At 46.5% G+C, this 20,689-nt stretch carries 29 protein-coding genes; 6 read left to right on the plus strand and 23 right to left on the minus strand.

Annotated features, from left to right (window positions below; translation table 11 throughout):
* Nucleotides 1-50: 50 nt before the first annotated feature.
* The 3 genes from HWN40_RS08960 to groES all read right to left on the minus strand — a co-directional run bounded on the left by HWN40_RS08960 (nt 51) and on the right by groES (nt 2,572).
* Nucleotides 51-512: an Hsp20/alpha crystallin family protein gene (locus HWN40_RS08960; RefSeq protein WP_176965412.1), complete on the minus strand. Its 462-nt coding sequence runs from the start codon at nt 510-512 to the stop codon at nt 51-53.
* Nucleotides 513-654: 142 nt separating this feature from the next.
* Nucleotides 655-2,262 (minus strand): chaperonin GroEL, encoded by a 1,608-nt coding sequence (gene groL, locus HWN40_RS08965; protein ID WP_176965413.1) that lies wholly within the window; start codon nt 2,260-2,262, stop codon nt 655-657.
* A gap of 34 nt (nt 2,263-2,296) precedes the next feature.
* Nucleotides 2,297-2,572, minus strand: a complete 276-nt coding sequence (groES, locus tag HWN40_RS08970) for a co-chaperone GroES (RefSeq protein WP_176965414.1) — start codon at nt 2,570-2,572, stop codon at nt 2,297-2,299.
* A gap of 170 nt (nt 2,573-2,742) precedes the next feature.
* Here groES and HWN40_RS08975 point away from each other — a divergent pair, with 170 nt between their 5' ends.
* Nucleotides 2,743-3,153 (plus strand): winged helix-turn-helix transcriptional regulator, encoded by a 411-nt coding sequence (locus HWN40_RS08975; RefSeq protein WP_176965415.1) that lies wholly within the window; start codon nt 2,743-2,745, stop codon nt 3,151-3,153.
* A 29-nt stretch (nt 3,154-3,182) separates the two neighbouring features.
* Here HWN40_RS08975 and HWN40_RS08980 read toward each other — a convergent pair whose 3' ends face one another.
* The gene (locus HWN40_RS08980; RefSeq protein WP_176965416.1) at nt 3,183-4,019 is read right to left on the minus strand and encodes a molybdopterin synthase; all 837 of its coding nucleotides are present in this window, start codon (nt 4,017-4,019) and stop codon (nt 3,183-3,185) included.
* Nucleotides 4,020-4,151: 132 nt separating this feature from the next.
* Here HWN40_RS08980 and radC point away from each other — a divergent pair, with 132 nt between their 5' ends.
* From radC to HWN40_RS09000, 4 genes are all read left to right on the plus strand, one after another.
* Nucleotides 4,152-4,841, plus strand: coding sequence for a RadC family protein (radC, locus tag HWN40_RS08985; RefSeq protein WP_176965417.1), 690 nt, complete (start codon nt 4,152-4,154; stop codon nt 4,839-4,841).
* Between the two features lie 50 nt (nt 4,842-4,891).
* Nucleotides 4,892-5,803, plus strand: a complete 912-nt coding sequence (gene mmp11, locus HWN40_RS08990) for a methanogenesis marker protein 11 (protein WP_176965418.1) — start codon at nt 4,892-4,894, stop codon at nt 5,801-5,803.
* 8 nt (nt 5,804-5,811) lie between these two features.
* Nucleotides 5,812-7,353 (plus strand): thiamine pyrophosphate-dependent enzyme, encoded by a 1,542-nt coding sequence (locus tag HWN40_RS08995; RefSeq protein WP_176965419.1) that lies wholly within the window; start codon nt 5,812-5,814, stop codon nt 7,351-7,353.
* 65 nt (nt 7,354-7,418) lie between these two features.
* The gene (locus tag HWN40_RS09000; RefSeq protein ID WP_176965420.1) at nt 7,419-7,808 is read left to right on the plus strand and encodes a VOC family protein; all 390 of its coding nucleotides are present in this window, start codon (nt 7,419-7,421) and stop codon (nt 7,806-7,808) included.
* Between the two features lie 92 nt (nt 7,809-7,900).
* Here HWN40_RS09000 and HWN40_RS09005 read toward each other — a convergent pair whose 3' ends face one another.
* The 19 genes from HWN40_RS09005 to HWN40_RS09095 form a co-directional block, all read right to left on the minus strand.
* The gene (locus tag HWN40_RS09005) at nt 7,901-8,875 is read right to left on the minus strand and encodes a methanogenesis marker 12 protein (protein ID WP_176965421.1); all 975 of its coding nucleotides are present in this window, start codon (nt 8,873-8,875) and stop codon (nt 7,901-7,903) included.
* 19 nt (nt 8,876-8,894) lie between these two features.
* Complete coding sequence (locus HWN40_RS09010; protein WP_176965422.1) at nt 8,895-9,248, minus strand: DUF2103 domain-containing protein; 354 nt, start codon at nt 9,246-9,248, stop codon at nt 8,895-8,897.
* A 72-nt stretch (nt 9,249-9,320) separates the two neighbouring features.
* Complete coding sequence (locus HWN40_RS09015; RefSeq protein WP_176965423.1) at nt 9,321-9,758, minus strand: ACT domain-containing protein; 438 nt, start codon at nt 9,756-9,758, stop codon at nt 9,321-9,323.
* Nucleotides 9,759-9,795: 37 nt separating this feature from the next.
* Nucleotides 9,796-11,100, minus strand: a complete 1,305-nt coding sequence (locus HWN40_RS09020; RefSeq protein WP_176965424.1) for a phenylacetate--CoA ligase family protein — start codon at nt 11,098-11,100, stop codon at nt 9,796-9,798.
* An 18-nt stretch (nt 11,101-11,118) separates the two neighbouring features.
* A complete protein-coding gene (locus tag HWN40_RS09025) occupies nt 11,119-12,108 on the minus strand; it encodes a DHH family phosphoesterase (RefSeq protein WP_176965425.1) in 990 nt (329 codons plus the stop codon).
* 61 nt (nt 12,109-12,169) lie between these two features.
* On the minus strand, nt 12,170-12,523 hold the full coding sequence (locus tag HWN40_RS09030; RefSeq protein WP_176965426.1) for a prefoldin subunit beta: 354 nt from the start codon (nt 12,521-12,523) through the stop codon (nt 12,170-12,172).
* 160 nt (nt 12,524-12,683) lie between these two features.
* Entirely contained in the window at nt 12,684-12,926 is a 243-nt protein-coding gene (locus tag HWN40_RS09035; RefSeq protein WP_176965427.1) for a KEOPS complex subunit Pcc1, read from the minus strand.
* Entirely contained in the window at nt 12,923-13,384 is a 462-nt protein-coding gene (locus HWN40_RS09040) for a ribosomal biogenesis protein (RefSeq protein WP_176965428.1), read from the minus strand. The genes HWN40_RS09035 and HWN40_RS09040 overlap by 4 nt, the downstream gene beginning before the upstream one ends.
* 6 nt (nt 13,385-13,390) lie before the next feature.
* Nucleotides 13,391-13,528: a DNA-directed RNA polymerase subunit P gene (locus HWN40_RS09045; protein WP_176965429.1), complete on the minus strand. Its 138-nt coding sequence runs from the start codon at nt 13,526-13,528 to the stop codon at nt 13,391-13,393.
* Between the two features lie 7 nt (nt 13,529-13,535).
* Nucleotides 13,536-13,850 (minus strand): 50S ribosomal protein L37ae, encoded by a 315-nt coding sequence (locus tag HWN40_RS09050; protein ID WP_176965430.1) that lies wholly within the window; start codon nt 13,848-13,850, stop codon nt 13,536-13,538.
* A gap of 41 nt (nt 13,851-13,891) precedes the next feature.
* On the minus strand, nt 13,892-14,665 hold the full coding sequence (rrp42, locus tag HWN40_RS09055) for an exosome complex protein Rrp42 (protein ID WP_246276024.1): 774 nt from the start codon (nt 14,663-14,665) through the stop codon (nt 13,892-13,894).
* Between the two features lie 4 nt (nt 14,666-14,669).
* Nucleotides 14,670-15,626, minus strand: coding sequence for an exosome complex exonuclease Rrp41 (gene rrp41 / locus HWN40_RS09060; protein WP_176965432.1), 957 nt, complete (start codon nt 15,624-15,626; stop codon nt 14,670-14,672).
* 60 nt (nt 15,627-15,686) lie between these two features.
* Nucleotides 15,687-16,451, minus strand: coding sequence for an exosome complex RNA-binding protein Rrp4 (rrp4, locus tag HWN40_RS09065; RefSeq protein WP_176965433.1), 765 nt, complete (start codon nt 16,449-16,451; stop codon nt 15,687-15,689).
* 9 nt (nt 16,452-16,460) lie between these two features.
* Nucleotides 16,461-17,153: a ribosome assembly factor SBDS gene (locus tag HWN40_RS09070; RefSeq protein ID WP_176965434.1), complete on the minus strand. Its 693-nt coding sequence runs from the start codon at nt 17,151-17,153 to the stop codon at nt 16,461-16,463.
* 33 nt (nt 17,154-17,186) lie between these two features.
* Nucleotides 17,187-17,987 (minus strand): archaeal proteasome endopeptidase complex subunit alpha, encoded by an 801-nt coding sequence (gene psmA, locus HWN40_RS09075; RefSeq protein WP_176965435.1) that lies wholly within the window; start codon nt 17,985-17,987, stop codon nt 17,187-17,189.
* A 68-nt stretch (nt 17,988-18,055) separates the two neighbouring features.
* On the minus strand, nt 18,056-18,430 hold the full coding sequence (locus HWN40_RS09080; RefSeq protein WP_176965436.1) for an Rpp14/Pop5 family protein: 375 nt from the start codon (nt 18,428-18,430) through the stop codon (nt 18,056-18,058).
* A complete protein-coding gene (rnp3, locus tag HWN40_RS09085; protein ID WP_176965437.1) occupies nt 18,427-19,167 on the minus strand; it encodes a ribonuclease P protein component 3 in 741 nt (246 codons plus the stop codon). Before rnp3 ends, HWN40_RS09080 begins: the two co-directional genes overlap by 4 nt.
* Nucleotides 19,160-19,615, minus strand: a complete 456-nt coding sequence (locus tag HWN40_RS09090) for an RNA-binding protein (RefSeq protein ID WP_176965438.1) — start codon at nt 19,613-19,615, stop codon at nt 19,160-19,162. The genes rnp3 and HWN40_RS09090 overlap by 8 nt, the downstream gene beginning before the upstream one ends.
* Nucleotides 19,612-20,202: a 50S ribosomal protein L15e gene (locus HWN40_RS09095; protein ID WP_176965439.1), complete on the minus strand. Its 591-nt coding sequence runs from the start codon at nt 20,200-20,202 to the stop codon at nt 19,612-19,614. The genes HWN40_RS09090 and HWN40_RS09095 overlap by 4 nt, the downstream gene beginning before the upstream one ends.
* Before the next feature lie 173 nt (nt 20,203-20,375).
* Between HWN40_RS09095 and HWN40_RS09100 the strand changes: the two genes are divergently transcribed.
* Nucleotides 20,376-20,678 carry a DUF4405 domain-containing protein gene (locus HWN40_RS09100; RefSeq protein WP_176965440.1) on the plus strand — a complete coding sequence of 101 codons (303 nt, stop codon included), beginning with the start codon at nt 20,376-20,378 and terminating at the stop codon, nt 20,676-20,678.
* Nucleotides 20,679-20,689: the final 11 nt, after the last annotated feature.

The raw sequence follows: 20,689 nt of genomic DNA on the forward strand, positions 1-20,689 counted from the left end.
GACCTGTCCCTTATTTGCAATCGAATACCTTTCCCAAGAGCAAACGGGTATTATTCGATCATTATCTTTTTCTTCTCTTCTATCTGAAGCTTCGGAAGTGTAATTTTCAGGACACCGTCTTCAAGCCGGGCTTTTGCTCCGTCGGATGTTACCCTTTCCGGAAGTGTGAGTGTTCTGGAGAACATGCTGTAGGTCCTTTCCCTGCGGGTATAACCTTCATCGCAATCCCCGGATTCCCTTTCGCATTTTGCGGATATGGTGATTATGTTATCCCTGACATCGATATCAACATCTTCCTTGTTGGCGCCCGGAAGATCGGTTGTCACCGATATATTGTCGCCTTCATCCTTCACATCCACTAGTGGTGCCAGAACTCCACTTTCGGACCATTTGTCCCCGAAACTTATCTCTTTGAACATATCGTTTATCTGATCTTGCATTTGCCTCATTTCGTCCAGAGGGTCCCATCTTGCTGCCCTCGCTGGCTGCCATCTTGTCAGTCCAAATCTCATATGATCACTCCCATTTTTTAATGGATTTTACAGGATGTCTGTTTTATTCGTCTGCGATACTGAGGGTCGGTATTGTTTGAATTCCGGATATGACTTCTGACAACACCTCCCTTTTTAGTAAATAAATGAAAAGGAAATGCGATCAGATTATGATCGCTGGTGCATGCTGGTCCTTCTCATCATCGTAGTCGGTCACAAGTGCCTCTGTGGTCAGCACCATGCTTGCAATGGATGCTGCATTCTGAAGGCCGCTTCTGACAACTTTTGTCGGATCGATCACACCGGCCTCGAAGAGGTCCTCGAATGTATCGGTCTTTGCATTGTAACCAAGCTGTTCGTTCGCTTCGGCCTTGATCCTTGCAACGACCTCGGCACCTTCCCGACCTGCATTGACAGCGATCTGTCTCACAGGCTCCTCAAGTGCACGCCTGACAATATTCAGACCGATGTTCTGATCGCCTTCCAGTTCCATATCCTCAAGTATTGATGCAGCATGGAACAGTGTTACACCGCCTCCTGCGACAACACCTTCTTCCACGGCTGCCTTTGTTGCGTTCAGTGCGTCATCGATCCTCATCTTCTTTTCCTTAACCTCGGTCTCTGTTGCAGCACCTACCTTGATGACTGCGACTCCGCCACCGAGTTTTGCAAGACGCTTCTTTAGTTCCTTCTTCTTGAACTCGGCATCGGTTACATTGACCTGGGATTCGATAAGGGACATTCTCTGCTCGATGGCACCCTTCTCGCCCTTGCCTTCAACAACGGTTGTCTTGTTCTTGTCGATATTGACCTTGCGGGCGTGTCCGAGCATGTCCTCAGAGAATTCCTCGAGTTTCATGCCCTTGTCCTCGCTGATCACGACACCACCCGTGAGTACTGCGATATCCTCAAGCATCTCCTTCTGCTCGTCACCGAAGCCCGGTGCCTTGACCGCACATACCTTAAGAGATCCACGGATGATGTTTAAGATCAGTGCTGCCTCTGCATCGCCTTCAATATCCTTGGCGATCATTACAAGAGGCCTGCCTTCCTTTGCTACCTTTTCCAGCACGGGGATGATCTGGTTCATGGTGCTGATCTTCCTGTCAGTTATCAGAAGATACGGATCCTCGAATTCACAGGTCATCTTCTCCTGATCAGTGGCCATATACGGGGAAACGAAACCGCGTTCAAACTGCATACCTTCCACGACCTCAAGGGATGTTTCCATGGTCTTGGCGTTCTCAACTGTGATAACACCATTGTAACCTACCCTCTCCATCGCATCGGCTATGAGGTTGCCTATCTCTTCATCATTATTGGCTGAGATTGTAGCTACCTGGGTGATCTTGTGCTTGTCCTTGACATCCTTGCTCTTTTCCTTCAGGTCCGCGACAACCTTTTCCGTTGCCTTCTCAATTCCCCTCTTTACTTCAATTGGGTTGGCACCTGAGGTTATGTTCCTTAAACCTTCGGTGATTATAGCTTGTGCAAGCAGGGTAGCGGTTGTTGTACCGTCACCGGTATTATCCTGTGTCTTTGAAGCTACTTCTTTGACAAGCTTTGCACCCATATTTTCGAACTTGTCCACAAGCTCGATCTCCTTTGCAATGGTCACACCGTCATTGGTGACCACCGGGCTACTTGCCTTGTCAAGTACAACATTGCGTCCCTTCGGACCCAGCGTTATCTTTACGGTATTGGCTACTTTGTCAACACCGTTTAACAATGCTTTACGTGCATCCACATCAAACATGATCTGTTTAGCCATCTTGATTACCTCTTATTGCAATTACCTGCTTATCTTACTCTTCCACCACAGCTAATACGTCCTTGAAATCGATGAACAGGTGTTTTTCTCCTTCAACATCGACCTCATCGCTCCTGTAACCACCATATATTATGTGATCTCCGGCTTTAAGTGGAAGCGTTTTGCCATCTTCGAAGGTACCTACTCCTACTACGATACCTTCCTTCTTCTCTTCCTGGGCGGAGTCAGGGATAAATATACCACTTTCCGTGACCTCTGCCTTCTTGACAGCTTTTATTAACACTCTTTCTCCGATTGGCCTTATAATCATACAAATCATCCTCTAGATATTTTCCGGCAAATCACCGGATCACAGACATCTATATCGTTAACCCAGTATATAAAACTTTTGCATAAAATACATAATTACTACTTTTTGTAGATATGATTTCGATAAAATGCAGAAACATTTATATGCTATATTGTAGATAGAATAATAGCATGGCACGGCAGATACTACTTATCAAACTGGAAAAGCCACGGGAGAAAAAACTCGAACAGGATATCCACTGGCTGTGCAACAGCTTTGGATTATCATCAGGCAGAGATACGGAAAACCTTGCAACCAGGATCGTTATCGACCTGCTACAGCAGATTTCAGAGGATGAGGAAAGAGTTTCATCTGATAAGATAGCAGACAGCCTCGAAATAACACCATCAAGGGTCAATCACCATGTACGCAATCTTATCAACGCAGGACTGCTATACAGGGAAAGAAGAAGACTCCACCTGCGAGGAGGAAGTCTCAAGGCTGCGGTCCAGGAAATGAGAAAGGATTCCGAGCGCATATTCGATGAGCTCGAAGAGATTGCCGAGGAGATCGACAACCAGGTGGGATTAAAGAACCGATAGGCTCTGAAAATCAAAAGCTGATCAGAGTTTCATTCTTCTGTTTTGTCGTGAACCCAGAAATCACCGTCTATCGTGAATTCTTTTTTCCATATGGGTACTTCTTCCTTCAATCGTTCAAGTGAATCAATAAGAGCGATGAATAGTTCTTTTCTGTGACCTGCTGCAACTACAATATAGACGATATCCTCGCCGACTTTGATAAGACCGGTGCGGTGATGCATTACAACATCGATGATGCCCTCTCTCTGTTTCATTTCAGTACAGATCTTATCCATTGCCTTTTCGGCAACATCGGCATATTTCTCAAATTCAAGAGCCGTGGTTTGAGTTTCACCTGTAACCTGGCGGACGATGCCGGTGAAAGTGGCAATGCCTCCTGAGAATTTGATATCAGGATTGCTCTTGACCTTACGGATAAGCGATTCCAGGGTTACCCAATCATCCTGCTGCAGGACAAGATCAACAAGTTCCCCGATGTCCGGGTCAGATTTTTCGGGAAGCCGGGCAACAACATTGCTCATATCCTCCTTTTCTGCAGCCTCGCCAAGGACTATCTTTGGCAGAGAACTACTTTTTGCACCTTCCACTATGGCAAAGTCCATACCCATGTCTGCAAGGGAGTCAAGGGCATCATCAAGGGTTGGATCTCTTTTGATAGTGACAAGTTCATCCTCTGTTATGGCAACAACGCCCTGTGCACCTGCATCGAAGTGTTTCCCCGTATCGGTGTTCCCGGGATTGAAACGATGATGGAACATCAGTTTGACCGTACCCACTGACCCTTTTTCAGAAAGAGCTTCAACAAGACGGGTGACAAGTGTTGTCTTGCCGGTCTTCTTATAGCCTGCAACACAGATTACTTTCATAAAAATGAGTTAAGATTATTCATTCTATAAGTATACGACGAAGCTGACAATTTGAATAAATATAAGATATTCGTTAAATTATAATAGCATAATTTAGAATAATTTATAAATAGTAACATTGTTCAGATTTTCATGAATGAGTATAAAATATGCATTCGTGAGATGCCCGAAGATGAGCGTCCCAGGGAGAGACTGCTCAAATACGGACCTGAAGCATTATCAAATGCGGAACTGCTGGCCATTATTCTAAGAACGGGGTCCAGGAAGGAAAATGTAGTCAATATGTGCAGCCGCATATTTTCGGAATACAGCCTCAAAAGACTGAGCCAGGCAAATATCAAACAGCTCATGCAGATACACGGCATTGGTGCCGCAAAGGCTGCACAGATAGCAGCAGTATTCGAACTTGCCCGCAAACTGGAAGGATTTACGGATGATCCAAAACGCAAGATCAGATCCCCTGCAGATGTATATTCACTGCTTTATCCAAAAATGCGCGAGCATAAAAGGGAAAGACTTGTGGCCCTGCTTCTGGATACAAAGAACCAGGTACTGCGTGAGGAACTAATCTCCATCGGCAGCCTGAATGCAAATATCGTTCACCCAAGAGAGGTATTCAAAGCAGCACTTATGGAATCATGTGCTTCCGTAATTCTCTCACACAACCACCCTTCAGGTGATCCCACACCAAGCAGGGAGGACATTGCAGTAACAGAGAAGCTTGTGGAAGGTGGGAAACTACTGGGAATTGATGTGCTGGACCATGTTGTCATCGGGGATGGGAGGTATGTGAGTCTTAAGGATGAGGGATATGTGAGATAGGCCTGCCCTAACAAAACATTTAAAGTGCACCCCGGCAATTAAGCAGTCAGATGAAAGAGATTGAACTTGAGGATCCATACACGATTCCTTATAAAGGGATCTATGTTGTATGCGATAAAAACAACGAATACGCGGAGATCATCGAACATACGAACTGTTATGGTGGTGCCGCATGGTCTAAGTTCCATTATTCGCACTCACCTCTTATCCTGAATACAAGGTCTATAGGGAATATGATACGCTACCTTGTAAGGACAGGATCATCCACTCTTGATCTGAAACCCTCCAGATCGGCAGCGGGCATCGAATCCGTAATCGTCAGTGGTGATGAGATCCACATAAGCTATTCCGGGCTTGGAGGTGGCGGGGTAGGTGCGACTAAGTGCAGGGCACTTGCCGAAGGAGTATTGCGCTACGAGTGTACAGAATCTGGCGGCGGGCGTGCTGCAAAAGGTACGATTGTTGTTCCCAGAAGGGAAAGGGTACTCATTGGCATCGACGACACGGACACAAAGGAAACCGGAGCTACGTGGACACTTACCCACAACATAGCAAAGGAACTCGATTGCCCCGAATCTGTTTACCTGTCACATACCCTGGTACAGCTCTATCCGGTTGAAGCCAGGACACAGAATTGTGTTTCCACTGTGCTTGAATTTGGCTGCACGGGCGATCTGGCAAAGAGAGAGTTGCTGGAAAATACGAAGGCAGCACTTAAAAAATACAGCGCCTCTGACCAGACAGGAATGGTCGTACTATCGGACTTTGATCCAAAAGAAGTGTACGAGTATAGCAAACAGTGTCGTTCCGGCGAACTGACAAAGGACTATGCAATGCAGTATGCCAGTGAGCATGGAGTTGATGTATGGATGGACGGAAACGGTGTCATAGGTGCGCTTGCATCACTTGCATGGTTTGCCCGTCCCGATGAATCAATCCGCCTTGAAGCTGAGATCGAATAGATGAGACGATGAAGAGTAATCCCGATACTACCGGACTTGATGCATTATATCTTGCAGCCATTGACTCGGATGTGGAGTTCATCACCACGGTTGCAGGATTCCCTATTACTGCAGTTGCCGGGAAATTCATGCAGGAAAAAGATGCACATAACTACGATATCCACTGGATCACAAACGAGAAATCCGCGCTTGAGACAGCACTGGGAGCATCCGTCACAGGCCGCAGGTCCATGGTAATGGTCAAGCATGTGGGTATGAATGTACTCTCAGATCCCCTCATGACGGCAGTGCTGCACACTATCGGAGCAGGCCTTGTTATTCTTGCAGGGGACGACCCCGCAGCAGCCGCATCACAGAACGAGCAGGACTCCCGATGGTACGGTAAAATTTCCGAACTCTTGGTTCTTGACCCTGCAACACCTGAGGATGCGTATAAATGTCTAAGAAGAGCCTTTGAATTGTCCGAAGAGTCAAAGGTACCTGTGATTATCAGAATCACCGACAGGCTTGAAAAGAGTAAAGGTGACCTTGAAAGAGAGATTGAAAGAGACGGTCCTGTTATCAGGAACAAATTTGACGGATCTATCTGGAAACTCACCATGCACGGGAAGCACCAGCGCTTCCATCAGGAATCCTATCCCCTCCTGATCAAAGAGTCCGAAACCAGCCCACTGAACAGAATAACAGAGAATGATGGAGAAATCGGTATAATCTCATCGGGATATCCGGCAGCAATAGTTAATGAGCTCATATCTTCGAACACAGAATACTCAGACTTATCGCATCTGATACTCAATGTGGTATCACCATTCCCCTTCGACCTGGTAAGCAGATTTGTCAGGAAACACAGGCACATACTGGTAATTGAAGAAAGTGAGGACTTCATCGAATCCCATCTGAATGTGCTGGGCAATATCAGAGGCAAAACCAGCGGACATGTACCTGTCGGACTCGTTAGTAAAGAACACATCGAATTTGCTCTTAAGAACATCGATAAATACAGTATCAAAAGATATACCGGAATCCAGACCATAGAGTCAAGGGGTTCCCGGCCCATATGTGAGACATGTCCCTACATGCCCCTCTATCATGTTCTGAAAGAGGTGGATGTGATGGTTGCCGGTGACATGGGATGTTCCATCCGTACGGCTCCTGAACCGTTTTGTGCAGTGAATACCGGATTCTCACTTGGGGGAGCCATTTCCACAGCATGTGGTTTTAAAGAAAAGGGAATTGCAGTAATCGGGGATTTCGGACTTGTACATTCCGGGATAGTGGGACTGGTAAATGCAGTGAACTCCGGGTTTGAGCTTCTTGTGATAATCCTTGACAACAGGGTGGCAGCCATGACCGGAGGCCAGGATACGCCCGATATTAAGGAAACCGTACGCTCACTTGTTCCTGACATGACAGTTCTTGATGTCGATGAAATGATAAATGTCGGTGGGATTCATCATACCCGGGAAGAACTTGAAGATATAATCAGGAAAAAACTCAGCTCACAGGGTATATCAGTGCTTTACCTGCAGGGCAGGTGTATCCTTTACTGACAAAGAAATACAATAGTCCCAATCTATATCAAGCTGAAGGACAATTCTTTTTTTGGGGTTTTGATATGGACAGAGTAACACACTTTCATATTCCTGCGGAAAATATGCGCCGGGCCAAGATATTTTACAGGGAGATGTTCGGCTGGGAATTCATGGAAACCGGCATGGACCAGGATTATACAATGGCAACGACTGTTAAGACCGATGAGGAACAGATGCCTCTTGAGCCAGGAGCCATAAACGGAGCACTATTTCTCAGAAGAAGACCTGAAGAAAGCCCTTCTGTTGTCCTCAGCGTGGAGGATATCCAGGGTTACGTTGAAAGAGTAGAGAAGGCAGGTGGACAGATAGTCAGCCCCGTTGCCCAGGTTGAAGATTTCGGACTGTTTGCGGAGATCCGGGATACAGAAGGTAATTTACTTGGATTGTGGCAGGATTTGACTGAATCCGATTGATATTTGAAGTTTCAAGTTTCAAACAACCAAATAATAGTTTCAGGAATTAATCCTGATATTTTTAAACCAAAATCACGCTTAAAGCTGATATATCAGAGATTAACGGGAATCCCCAGAATTTCTCTGCTACCATTAGCTATGTCACGTGCGATTTCCGCACAGCCGACGGCAGCACTCCATCTGTCAAGCACATGGCAATCCGTTCCAAGGTGTTTTTTGATCTTTTCAGCCACATAAGGAAGCTCAACAACAGATCCTTCGAGAACCACTTCACCTTCGAAGGCATAATCTTTGAGCAATATCTGCATACCGGATATTTCCATTGCCGCAAAAAGTGCGATTGTATCCAGTGCAAGCAAAGCAGCAGGATCGTTATCTTCTGCAGCTCTGAACAGTTCATCCCTGTCTGAGAACGGGGTATGTTTCAGAACGCCTGCATTGATGAATGCCTCGTTGGCACTGAGCTCATCCGCATCAATGTCCCTTAGAGCCTGGACATCGAGCGGACCATGGTTTATACCCGGAGCAAAGATGCAGGCATCAATGGCACCTATAAGCTTACCGTCAGCAATTCCCAGGGTCACGGTATTGGAACTTATGTCTGAAAGGACAAAATTTTCAAAACCCATACATAAAGCATGATATGCAATACCTATCTTCTCCGGACTTGTTGAATGGGAGAAAACATTCAGACGAGGATCGGTCTGGCTTCTGTCATGGATACCGGGAATCACAACAGCAGGAATGCCCGAGTTCCTGATGGCATCAAAAACACGGCTACCACCTCCGGTCTTTTTGCCCGCACCCTCTATGCTCCTGACACCCCTGTTTTTCACGTCACCGATACTCCCAACCGATGTAATGTCATCACCCATGGAGTAAGTGACCGCTATCATCCCGATATCATTTTTACTGATATTGAACTTGTCCTCAATGAGAGTGATGACATCGGATTCACTCATAGGAGCTACATCCTGTCTTGGGATTTCCAGTTTACTGATCTCAGACCTCTCATCAAGAAATGCAAAGCGCATTGCCGTTGTACCGTGATCGATTCCGATGAACATAATAAGCACCATTTTTCAGCTATTCAAGTGTGAGCATCGAATTGAGCTCTTCCATAACACGCTCGCCTTCGTCGGCAGTACCTACGGTCGTGACTATCCTGAGTTCCTGTGAAGAAGTACCGTGTGATATAAGCATTCTAAGGTTCCCGCGATCATCCGGCCTGAGTATCTTGGCGGCTATTACTCCACCTGAATTACCTTTACCCTTGACGTTAATTACCGAAGGGATGATCTTCTTGACCTCAGGATGCTGGCTTATGAGAGCCACAAGCTTTTTTCCATGACGGTTGCCAATAATAGTTGTATGTGAGCCACCAAGCTTGGTCTTTGCTTTGCTTACTCCGCTTCCTTTTTGAGGGTGACCGGCATTCATTGGAGAAAATTACAATACGAAATATAAAATATTGGTGGTTGGCAGATTTGAAAAAGAAAAGGTCAGGAAAGATCAGATCTGTTGAATATCCGCCATATCAATGAGCTTTATACCGGAATCGAGCAATACTTTGATAGCGGTTTCGATATCATTAACCCTGAGGATGAGCAATGCCTGTTCCGTCTTTGTGACAAAGGCATAGGCATAATCTATATTGATATTCTTCTCACCAAGGACATCCGCTATCTTTCCAAGACCTCCGGGCACATCCTCCATCTCAATACCAAGTACATTGGTTTCAGATACAGTGAAACCTGCATCATGCAAAACCTCGTGTGCCACATCAGGCCTGTCCACAACCATTCTGATAATACCAAAATCACCGGCCTCGGCTATGGTGAATGCCCTGATATTGATACCTGCCTTACGGAAATTGCTGGCGATCTTAGCAAGCCTTCCGGGCTTGTTCTCAGCGAAAAGGGAAATCTGCTTGATAATTTTGTCTTCCATGAAACCACCTGTTAATAAAATTATGTTTAATGCGATATTATAAGTTCCTGTTGTCTGTTACTCTCTTGGCCTTACCCATGGAACGCGGAATCGTTCCGCTCTCTACCAGCTCGACCTTTACAGCGATGTTCAGAACACTTTTAAGAGCCGAAGCGACCTTCTTTTCCAGGTCAATGATATCGTTTACCTTATCACTGAAGGCCTGGTCTGTCATCTCGATCTGTACCTTCATGACGTCAAGCTCGTTCACCCTGTCCACAACTATCATGAAGTGCTCGCCGACCTCGGGAATAGTCATGAGTACGGACTCTATCTGACCCGGGAAGACATTGATGCCACGTACGATAAGCATATCGTCGGCACGTCCGAGTACACGCATAATACGCGGGTGTGTCCTGCCACACTTGCATGGCTCTTTGTTTATAACAGTTATATCGCCGATCCTATACCTGATCAACGGAAGTGCTTCCTTGAACAGTGTGGTGATAACGAGTTCTCCTCTCTCACCTTCCTTGAGCTGCTCCCCGGTCTTAGGATCGATTACCTCTATGAGGAACTGGTCAGCCCATATGTGGATTCCGTCCTGGTACTGGCATTCTGTGAAAAGAGGACCGCTGAGTTCTGAAGTTCCGTAGATATCATAGGCCTTGATGCCTGTTGCCTGCTCGATCCTTGCACGCATTTCCTCGGACCAGGGTTCTGCACCGAATATACCCACACGCAGGTTAGTGTCCTTATCTATACTGACATTTGCCTTTTCAGCAACCTCGTTCATGAAAAGGAAATATGAAGGAGTACAGGCAATGACACTTGAATTCAGGTCCTGTATCAGCTCGATCTGCCTTTCTGTGTTACCAGAGCTTGTAGGGAGTACGGTCGCACCGATCTCCTCGGCACCGTAATGGGCACCAAGACCACCTGTGAACAGTCCGTATCCGTAGCCTATCTGTATGATATCGCCCCGTCCGACACCGATGGAAGTCATGGCTCTTGCAAGGGAAGTGGTCCATCCGTCGATATCGTTCTTGGTATAACCCACAACAGTTGGCTTTCCTGTTGTTCCGGACGAGACATGGAATCTTACGAGCTGTTCATTGGGAACACAGAACATTCCTGTGGGATAGGTGTCCCTGAGATCGCTTTTATAGGTGAAGGGAAGTTTTTTCAGATCATCAAGTGTCTGAATGTCTTCCGGCCTGACACCTGCTTCGTCAAATCTCTTTTTGTAAAAATCCGAATGCTGGTAAACATAATTCACCAGGTGTTTTAACTTCTTCTCCTGCATTTTTTCCAGTTCGTCAACCGGCATGCGTTCAATCAGTGGATTCCAGTACTCTAACATTTTATCACCCGTTTTGGCTTATTCCGAATCTTCCTTTATGGCCTCGCAGATAGACGGATTCGGTTTTCCCTGAAGAATGGTACGAATCCTTTTCCTGCATTCCTGTATTATGACATCCATATCCGCTACAACATCAATTCCTGCAGCACCTGCATGTCCTCCTCCGGTACCCTTGTAATTGGAACTTATATCTTCCATTATTTTACCAAGGTTCACACCGGAACTTACGGCATCGCGTTTTGCCCTTCCACTGACCCTTACGTTCCTGTCACGTGAAGTTCCGATCAGAGCGACATCGGCACCGATGTTCAGGAACATAGAGGATGCAGCACCACCAAAGGAATTCACATGGGAGTCAACGACCAGCCAGTCGTCAACACGTTCGATATTGGCTCTTGTAGCACATTTTAGCATAGCAATACGCATGGATATGTCCTGGGGTGTCGAGGCCATCATCTCAAGCACCTCCGCATATTCCACTCCGCTTGTCTCTATGATCTCCGATACGGTCCTGAATGTATCGGATGATGCATGCTTGAAATGACCGGTATCCGTGATGATACCTGTAAGAAGACCAAGTGCTGTCCTGCGCATGATAGGGGCACCCATGATGCGTAGTATATCGAATACTATCTCTGCGGTAGAAGTTGCATGCCGATGCAGATAGAATTCAGCATTATCGATAAGTGCTGTAGTAGCATGATGGTCGATAACGCAATATTTACCAAGTTTTATGTCGTTCAATTGTGAACTGGTAGATGTGTCCACTACCAGTGTGATATCGTATTGTGATGGGTCGGGATTCTCCACCACATCTATATTAAGCTTATCAATAAGAAGCGAGGCAACACGGTTACAACCATCCACAAGACCGACTGTTCCTCCAACGGCCTCGGATAGTGCAAATGCGCTGCTCACAGCATCTGGATCGGCATTACGATGACACAAGTAAAGAATATTTGAATAATCCAGAAGTCTATTGTAAAACTCCAGTTCTTCAACCTGCATAGAAACCTCTGATTATCACTATGATCGATAATCCGAGAAAGTCAGCAGTGAGGAAAAGGCTTTATTCTGCCTGATTCCCCATGGCCTGCTCGATTTGTTCCTGAAGTTGAGTAAAACGCTTGGAGATACGCTCTTCCTGCCTTGAGATGGACTGAAGCCTCAGGGTAAGTGTCTCGACTTTTTCCTGCATCTTGGAGACAGTCTCTTCCTTGTTGGCCTTGATCTGCAGCTCGCCTACGGTCCTGTATATAACCGCATCATCAGGAAGCTTTTCCAGCTCTTCCAGTGCACGCTCGGACTCCTTCTGCAGGGACTCCATCTGTGCTTTCTGCATCGCAAGCGATTGTGCCTGCTGCTGGACTTGCTGCAACTGTGCCAGTTGGTTCTGTATCTGTGGGGGTATTTGTGTACTCATTTGGTTTCACCTGGAATACCAATAAACCTGAAGTGATTTTAATGTTTCCATAAGAGACGCGGTGATAAACGCAAACCCGGAGTCAGCTTATGGCAAAACAAAACAAAACAAAACAAAACAAAACAAAACAAAACAAAACAAAACAAAACAAAAAAGAAGTCTAGCTGTTGTCTGCAAGAGCTGACACTTCAAGGGCTACCTGTATAAGTCTCAGCCATGTGTTCAGGGTTGACCTCATGGAAACAAGATCATCGGCTTCGACAGTGAGGTAAAGATAAGAGCCCTCGGGCCTGAGATCGATACTTGACCTGTCGGTGACCTGAGACTCGATCTCAGGAAGCAACGACCTGTATACAGATAATGCGGCATCGGTCTCAAAAACAGATTCGGTGACAAGCTTCAACTGTCATCACCATGGAATATCCTGTGCGATCTGATCTTCAGGGAGAAAAGTACTCTTTCGCCTTCTAAAAAATCTATCTGTTTATCTGATATGATAATCTTCTGAACAGCTGAAGAATCTTCATCCATCTGAAGCAACTCAGATAATACCGGAGCAAGTTCACCCTCCCCTTCCAGAGAAGTCTCTGCGGACCCGGGACTACAGTAGGGTTCATCGGATGTCCATACTGACATGTAAATTGAGAGAACGCAGAAACCATCCGGGTCATATACACTGATACTTCCGGGATTTCCGTGATACTCGCCAATCACCATGAGAGGGCTGGTGTCTGCATGTTCCAGAACCTCGCCCATTCCCATTTTACCGCGATTGAAATAAGCGCAGTTGAAAAAAGATGCCAGTAACTTACACAGGGTACGTGTACTGGCTGAAGGTTTGCGAGAAGAAGTAATTAACATTTACTTCTACTGAGCCTTGACGCGTTTGATTGATGTCGGACGCTCTTTGACAAGTATCCTGTGTCCGCAGTACGGACAGCGAATACCTGTGTACTCATAGTCGATCTCAACATTTCGTTTGCATCTGGTGCATTTGTAATCCATGCTCACCTTACTCTACTTTCTCTGCCTTTTCTGCTTTCTCTGCCTTTTCGGTGGCTTTCCTTACAAAACGTGCAACAGTCTTACCTACACTGGTCTGTGGAAGATAGGTACCGCCTGCAAATGTGTAATCACACTTGCTGCATTTCCAGATACCTGTACCTACTCTGCCGACAGTCGGACGTGCACATCTTGCACACACATGTGGCATGCGCATCTTATATTCAAGATCCGCTACAAGTTTACGGTCCTTTCTACCGTAGCGTACACCAAACCTTCCTGCTGATCTGGATACACGTCCTTTTCTCGTATATTTTTTTGCCATGAATCTAATCTCCTTGAATCAAATGAATTATATTAATACTATCAGTTCTGGAGGTCCGAGAGATGAGCCTCACGTAGCTCGGCTGCCTTCTCACATGCCATTTCCACAGCCTTCAAAAGCTGTTCCTCCGTCAATGCACCGTCACCGCTCTTCTGCATTCCAGAGATCGAACCGTCCTTATTTGAGACCACAGTGATCTTGGTATCACATACCGTCTCTTCATCAAGTTCAGGATCTACCATCAGTGAGCCGCCAATGTTTATCACGGTAACTCCCAGAGGCATGTCCTTGACGGGCATAGCAATGTCTTCGCCCTTTCCTGCACTTTCCGCAGGTATGGTGGTTGTTAACAAAGCTGCTATGGCACCCATGGAGGAAGCATCCTGTATGTTTCCGCCATTATTGAGCACATGGATGTCGATAAAGACCATCCATACTTCTTCTCCCTCCGTAATACACAACTTACTTAAATCAATTGCGCCTGATTCACGGACACCACGATCGGTCACCCTGGCCATCTCAATGGCATTCTCCCTTGGAGGACCTGCCTCAAAATCAGGAGAAGCGATCGGATTGAGTTCGAGACTCGTTATAATGACACCTTCACCGGCTGAATCCGGGAACGGAGTTCCGACCTGCATTTTTACTCCGACGAGTACTTCAGTATCGCCATACTTGACCCATGCGGAGCCCTCGGCTTTATCGATAACATTTGTCTTAACTTCAATATCCCTTACTTCATCAAAAGCACGACCATCGGTACGTTTTCCCTTGAGCATAAGGTTGTAAATATAATCCCTTTTCAACACAGACATTACTTCATTGCTCACGGACCTCACCTCCCTCGGTAGTATCCTCTTCATCGTCTGTCTTCTCTTCAACAGTATCGACGAAATCCTCTTCTACATCCTCCGGCTCTTCTTCGTCATCCACGTCCTCGGATCCTTCATCCTCTTCCGATTCATCGGAAACGTCTTCTTCCCCGGAATCCTCTGTATCACATTTTTCCAATGCTTCAACATCTACATCTTCGTCGATGTCATCGGGTATGTCTATATCAGCATCATCTGAGAACTTGGTCTTTAAAGCCTCTTTCTGCATCTCAAGGATCTGGTAGCAACCTTCCTTACACAGCTTGATAGCTTCCTTGAACTCTTCCTGTGTCAGGTCGCCGTCCATCTGCAAAAGTGTGATCTCCCCGTCCTGGGTAATTGCTATGGGCAGGTCTGCCTCACCATAGTTATCTTCGGGCTTGTTAAGATCGAGGACAAGTTTTCCGTCAACCTTCCCTACCGCACAGGCAGCTACAAGACCTTTCATGGGGATTCCGGCATCTGCCAGGGCAATTGAAGCTGCGTTGATAGCAGCGGTCCTTGTACCGGCATCTGCCTGCAGAACCTCTGCAAAGACATCGATAACAGCACTTGGATAAAGATGTGTCATCACAACAGGTTCGAAGGCTTCACGACTTACCTTTGATATCTCGATACTTCTCCTGCTCGGACCAGGTCTTGCACGGTCCTCTACTGAGAAAGCCGCCATGTTATATCTGTATCTGATCAGTGCAGAATCGGCTTTCTGCAGTCTTCTGGGATGAAGTTCCCTGGGGCCGTAAACTGCTGCAAGTATCTTATTGTTGCCCCATTCCAGATAACAGGAACCGTCAGCACGTGACAGCACTCCTATCTTGATCGTCATCGGTCTTATTTCATCAATTTGCCTGCCGTCCAGGCGTAAACCATTCTCATCAATGAACTTTTCAGGTTTATCATTCATACTAATTCTCCAACTTTCACGCAATCGGCCGCTAACTTTTGCAAAAAGGGTATATCCGGATCAATCGTCCGTTTCATCCAGAAGTGCGTCTACCTTTCTGTAGGTATCTTCAGGAATTTCGCTTTCATCTTCTACTTCTTCGGCCTCAGCAAGGTCTTCCTCAGCATCAACATCTCCCTCATCTCTCAGGAACTGACAGACCCTGTCCGTCAGTCCGCTTGTATGGGACTGCTTCATGATCATGTCTATAGCTTCGGTAAGACGATCCATATCATTTTCTTTTCCGTTGATCCAGATCCTTCCGTTCTGGCCCACGAAGATCTCGCTGTCTGCTTCTTTTTTAAGCATCGAGACCATCGAGCCGCCGTGTCCTATGACCCGGGGGACCTTTGCAGGTACAACTTCGATTATCCTGCCCACTTTAAGAGGCTTCAAGCCCCTCTCACGCATGGAAAGTTCCACCTTCATGGAAGGATTCACATCTTTAACACGTAACAGTGCTGAATCACCAACATCCATTATACCTGGCATTTTGTCGGAGTCAACTCTTTTAGGATACTCGGAGACATGCAGCAGACCATCATAGGGAGAACCGATGTCAAATATCCAGTTTGAAGGAGTTACCTCAATAACAGTACCAATTACAAAATCCTTACTTGAAGGAATGTATTTTCCAGAGAACGGGATCACGGATATCTTGTTTCTTGTATTCTTGACCCCGTATAAAAGAGAATAGACCTTTCCGTCTTTCACATAAGTACCGGAGCCCGAGTCTGCCTTGTTCTCAGACAGGAGCTGGCCCGGAAACACTATTTCTCGTTCCATTATCCATCCTCATAAAAGTTTAGTTTCAACATCCCCTTTGGTCAGGTGGTTCACCAGTCCGTAGAAGTCATTCTGCAGACCCGCAGGCATTCTTACAACCGCAACCCAGGATCCGTCATTCTGCCACTCGTTCTTCACAAGGTTTCCAAACTTGGAGACATCTCCATAGGATTTGGCAGCATATTCCGCAGGTATCTTCACAGCTATATCGACCTCTTCGAACCTGATGGGGATGATAGGACGGATGGCCTTCATAACAATATTGACCTGCTCATCCACGCCCTTGAAAAGATCTATATGGACCTTTGCCTCTTCCATGGCAGCCTCGATCCTTGCCCGTGGATGCGGGGTCTTTGTCTGGGGGTTGATCGCATTCTGTACAATGACGGTTACAACCTGCTTGGTCTTTTCCTCAAGCAGGAACTTTCTCTGCTCGGTTGTAAGCTGGAGTTCACCGTGTTCCAGTATCTGACGGGCGGCCTCAATTACATCGGTAGTATCAAAGGTGTTCTCGATGTCGGATTCGGCTGCATGGTCTCCTTGATGAGCGTCGGTGAAAATAGATTCGACTGCGAGTATATCTTCAATCTTAACATCTTCGCCCCTGTTCAGTGCAAACGCTCCATCGGGATCTACCAATACCTCGAACTGATGTTTACCTTTCTTGAGCCTTGCAATTACTGCCTCATCAAGTGATACCATTTTCTTTCACCCCTTATTCCTGTAATTTATCACTTATTCGTCGGGTCCTTCTTCAGGATTCTCGGAACTCTCTTCCTCTTCTTCCTCTCCTTCTGCGAACTCGTCCTTGAGTTCTTCCTGGATACGGTCTACGTACTTTTCGACCTCTTCCTCGGAGAGCTTTATAAACTGTCTCTGTTCGAGTGTTACAAGTCCTACCTCCAGGGTAGCTGCATTGAGCTTGCCTTCTGTGGACCTGTAAAGTGCCTTCATGCCGAGCATGATCGCATCTTCCATATCCATGTCGTCCTTGTAGTCAGATTCGAAGATCTCCATGAATGAATTTCTGCCTGCACCGATTGCGGTTGCCTTGTACTCAAGCAGTGCACCGCTCGGATCGGTTTCGAAAAGGCGTGGTCTTGAGTCGTCAACACCTGCTATCAGCAGAGCGGTACCATAGGGACGGGCACCACCGTACTGGGTGTAGCTCTGTTTGTGGTCGCATATTTTCTTTGCAAGTACCTCTACGCCTACCTGCTCGTCATAAGAGACCTTATTGATCTGGGCTTCCACCCTTGCCCTGTCAACCAGTGCACGGGCGTCGGCCACAAGACCTGATGTGGCTGCACCTATGTGATCGTCGATCTGGAATATCTTTTCAATGGATTCTGCTTCGATGAGTCTGCTTGTGATCCTTTTATCTACAAGAAGAACTACTCCGTCCTTTGCTTTTACACCCGCTGCAGTTGTACCCCTCTTAACTGCCTCCCTGGCATACTCTACCTGAAAAAGACGCCCATCGGGACTGAAAACAGTAATTGCACGATCATAACCCATTTGTGGTGTCATTTGCATCTTAACTTCATCTCCTGTATTAAAATAGTGAATAGTAATCTGTAGTCTTACTAGCTGAAATATGCATTCTACTCATTTATATGTGACTGTTCTACCGGGTTAAATACATCCACACCCGCTAAATACTTTTTTGTTGCAGCCCGAACGGTGCCCGATATTCCCAGGACATGGAAGAGAACTCTGGTACCCCTGACATCCCTGATGGTTGCAAGAACTGCACGGGTATTGCTCGTCCTTTCAGGTGAGCAGCGAACCACTCCCTTCATGTCTTCAAAGGCGAGCAACCTGATAGCACATTCACTTGCACCCACATCGCCAAGAAGTGAACCGGCGGCCGAGAATATCTCCCTTATCAGGTCATCTCTTTTCACAGGTCCTTCAGCAATGAGCTCGAAAGCCAGATATCTCCTGCCATCACGCAACGTCGGAGGTAATATCTTCATACGATATCATCTCCCCGGGAGCATTCATCCTCGATGTCCGTTCCGATTATCTCGACACCTTCACAGAGATATCCCTCTGGAGGGCGGTTCCCGGAAATGATCGCTTCAGGAATTGTGCTCAGGCCCCGTATCGCTTCCTCACGGGACATCCCGAACAATGCAGCAAGGGCGATGAGTTCCCTGGGTGCACGCATATCATAGACCGATTGAGGACTGCTGGTCAGCAGATAAGGGACATCGTATTTTCGTACAAGTTGCAGATTCTTTCTGAAATTGCTTAACGCATGTACCCTGTTACCTCCCCTCAGCCTGATAAGACTCCCAAGGTCAAAGGCAACAGCTACATTATTATCACTGGCTGCCTTTGCAAGCACGTGATTAAAACCACTTTCCCGGCCCATATTCATATCCGTAAGAATGTCAACCCTTGGATTCTCGATGGCAGCCCGGTTAATACTTTCAATTCCACCACATACCGTAATAAGGTCAACTCTGTCCCGGTACCTGTCAACAATACTGTGGATCTTCGAGGCATTTTTAGGCCTGATCGCCACAGCTGAGAAGATCTCTATATCCTCAGAGTCAAGATCACCTACGGATATCTTAGAATTGGCAGGATAGTTTATGGCAATGCCACTGTATCCCAGATGACCTGCAGTTGCAGCTAGCTCTTCGACCCGGTTGCTGCTCTCTGGAACAAAACTAACATTGAGGTCGTAGTATCCGGATTCAACCAAACAATTCCTCCACAATCCTTCCGGCCTTCTCACGGTTTTTGGGATATGTGGCTATCTTTACACGGATCGCTATGGCATCCGAGGAGGACGTCATCTCAACCTGCCCCTCAAAGGCAGCCTGCTTGTCAAACCTCATGTGAAATACCTGCGCATCATCAAGACGATCCGGCATCTCAGACCTGAGGAGCTCTACATCCTCATCTGACATATTCTGCCTGATAAATCGGGCAAGAGCTTTAGATTCCTGTTTGCGTGAAACCTGTGCACTGAAGATCTTGATGGAATTGCCATAGTGGCCTTCAGCATCAATAATTTCCACGGATTCAGAAAGCTTATCGTCGTCAGCTCTGTCAGTGGAATTCAGTAAAAATAAGTCCAGGGCCTTTCTGACCCTGGCGGGATCTTCAGTCGAATGCGCGATCACACGCAAGCCGATATAATGGATCACTTTCCTTTGTTTTCGTTTGACCTGATACTTGGTCTGGTCTTCTCAGTACCGGTACCGCGTCCCATCATACCTCTGCCCTTGCGGCCTGCACTGGTCTTACCGCGCTGGGCACGGCCTTTGTGAGTACTGTTGCAGATCCAGTTGAGATTCCTGTCGCTCTTGATAACAGGATGGTTTGGGTCTACGAGGATAACTTCGTACCACTTGAGCTTACCGTCCTCTCCTACCCAGTAAGAGTTCAGTACTTCCAGGTTGGGGAACTTTCTTCCTGCACGCTCTTCTGCAATCCTCTGGATGCTCTTGCCTGCAGTTATCTTGTTCTTACCCATGTTGTGTGTACGTCTTCCACGCATGTACCTGGGTCTTCTAAGACCTCCCCTGCGTACCTTTACGCGGGCAACTACTATTCCCTGTTTTGCCTTGTATCCGAGTGAGCGAGCACGGTCAATTCTTGTAGGACGCCTGACCTTTGTGACAGAGCCTTCCTTTCTCCATTCCTGGAGCCTTTCCCATCTGAGCTCGCTGACGTAATTCTCGTCAGGATTCTTCCATGCATCCTTTATGTATGCGTAAAATGATCTGGACAATATATTCACCTTGTTTCATCTTCTTGTTTCACGGTTCAGCTTATATCAAAGCTACATTCCCACGGGACAGATCCCGACAATGAAACAGGACTAGTACCAACCTGATATGATTTAAAGTTTTTTGCCAATTTGAAAACAAAATCATTTTATAAGTAAGACACAATCAGACTGCAATGAATAGAACAAAGGCAAATTATTATGTCGATCTAATCCTCACACTGCTGTTCATTATGGTCCTCATCACAGGCCTTGTTATGTATCTTCTCATACCCGGTGGAGTAAGACATGGCAGATATCAGGAGTATCTTGGACTGACCAAGGCAAGCTGGACACTTACCCATAACCGCTCAGCAATCCTTATGACAGCAATGGTCGGATTACACCTGGCCCTGCACAAAAAATGGATAGTCTGTGCGACACGCAATATCTTAACCAGGAATAATAACAAAAAATGTGAATTAGCAGACCAGGAATGAACCAGGTTTAT

It is taken from the genome of Methanolobus zinderi, assembly GCF_013388255.1.
In the GTDB taxonomy this organism is placed as follows: domain Archaea; phylum Halobacteriota; class Methanosarcinia; order Methanosarcinales; family Methanosarcinaceae; genus Methanolobus; species Methanolobus zinderi.

Coding starts and splice junctions, on each gene's coding strand:
- HWN40_RS09010 (WP_176965422.1), bottom strand. CDS start 9,248: ATGAATGCCGGTCACCCTCAAAAAGGAAGCGGAGTAAGCAAAGCAAAG.
- HWN40_RS09000 (WP_176965420.1), top strand. CDS start 7,419: ATGGACAGAGTAACACACTTTCATATTCCTGCGGAAAATATGCGCCGG.
- HWN40_RS09005 (WP_176965421.1), bottom strand. CDS start 8,875: ATGTTCATCGGAATCGATCACGGTACAACGGCAATGCGCTTTGCATTT.
- HWN40_RS09045 (WP_176965429.1), bottom strand. CDS start 13,528: ATGGATTACAAATGCACCAGATGCAAACGAAATGTTGAGATCGACTAT.
- HWN40_RS09070 (WP_176965434.1), bottom strand. CDS start 17,153: ATGGTATCACTTGATGAGGCAGTAATTGCAAGGCTCAAGAAAGGTAAA.
- HWN40_RS09050 (WP_176965430.1), bottom strand. CDS start 13,850: ATGGCAAAAAAATATACGAGAAAAGGACGTGTATCCAGATCAGCAGGA.
- HWN40_RS08980 (WP_176965416.1), bottom strand. CDS start 4,019: ATGAAAGTAATCTGTGTTGCAGGCTATAAGAAGACCGGCAAGACAACA.
- rrp41 (WP_176965432.1), bottom strand. CDS start 15,626: ATGAATGATAAACCTGAAAAGTTCATTGATGAGAATGGTTTACGCCTG.
- HWN40_RS08995 (WP_176965419.1), top strand. CDS start 5,812: ATGAAGAGTAATCCCGATACTACCGGACTTGATGCATTATATCTTGCA.
- HWN40_RS09100 (WP_176965440.1), top strand. CDS start 20,376: ATGAATAGAACAAAGGCAAATTATTATGTCGATCTAATCCTCACACTG.
- HWN40_RS09030 (WP_176965426.1), bottom strand. CDS start 12,523: ATGAGTACACAAATACCCCCACAGATACAGAACCAACTGGCACAGTTG.
- radC (WP_176965417.1), top strand. CDS start 4,152: ATGAATGAGTATAAAATATGCATTCGTGAGATGCCCGAAGATGAGCGT.
- HWN40_RS09040 (WP_176965428.1), bottom strand. CDS start 13,384: ATGTTAATTACTTCTTCTCGCAAACCTTCAGCCAGTACACGTACCCTG.
- groES (WP_176965414.1), bottom strand. CDS start 2,572: ATGATTATAAGGCCAATCGGAGAAAGAGTGTTAATAAAAGCTGTCAAG.
- HWN40_RS09015 (WP_176965423.1), bottom strand. CDS start 9,758: ATGGAAGACAAAATTATCAAGCAGATTTCCCTTTTCGCTGAGAACAAG.
- HWN40_RS09080 (WP_176965436.1), bottom strand. CDS start 18,430: ATGAAGATATTACCTCCGACGTTGCGTGATGGCAGGAGATATCTGGCT.
- rrp42 (WP_246276024.1), bottom strand. CDS start 14,665: ATGTCTGTGTTGAAAAGGGATTATATTTACAACCTTATGCTCAAGGGA.
- HWN40_RS09020 (WP_176965424.1), bottom strand. CDS start 11,100: ATGTTAGAGTACTGGAATCCACTGATTGAACGCATGCCGGTTGACGAA.
- HWN40_RS09025 (WP_176965425.1), bottom strand. CDS start 12,108: ATGCAGGTTGAAGAACTGGAGTTTTACAATAGACTTCTGGATTATTCA.
- HWN40_RS08960 (WP_176965412.1), bottom strand. CDS start 512: ATGAGATTTGGACTGACAAGATGGCAGCCAGCGAGGGCAGCAAGATGG.
- groL (WP_176965413.1), bottom strand. CDS start 2,262: ATGGCTAAACAGATCATGTTTGATGTGGATGCACGTAAAGCATTGTTA.
- mmp11 (WP_176965418.1), top strand. CDS start 4,892: ATGAAAGAGATTGAACTTGAGGATCCATACACGATTCCTTATAAAGGG.
- psmA (WP_176965435.1), bottom strand. CDS start 17,987: ATGCAAATGACACCACAAATGGGTTATGATCGTGCAATTACTGTTTTC.
- HWN40_RS08975 (WP_176965415.1), top strand. CDS start 2,743: ATGGCACGGCAGATACTACTTATCAAACTGGAAAAGCCACGGGAGAAA.
- rrp4 (WP_176965433.1), bottom strand. CDS start 16,451: ATGGAACGAGAAATAGTGTTTCCGGGCCAGCTCCTGTCTGAGAACAAG.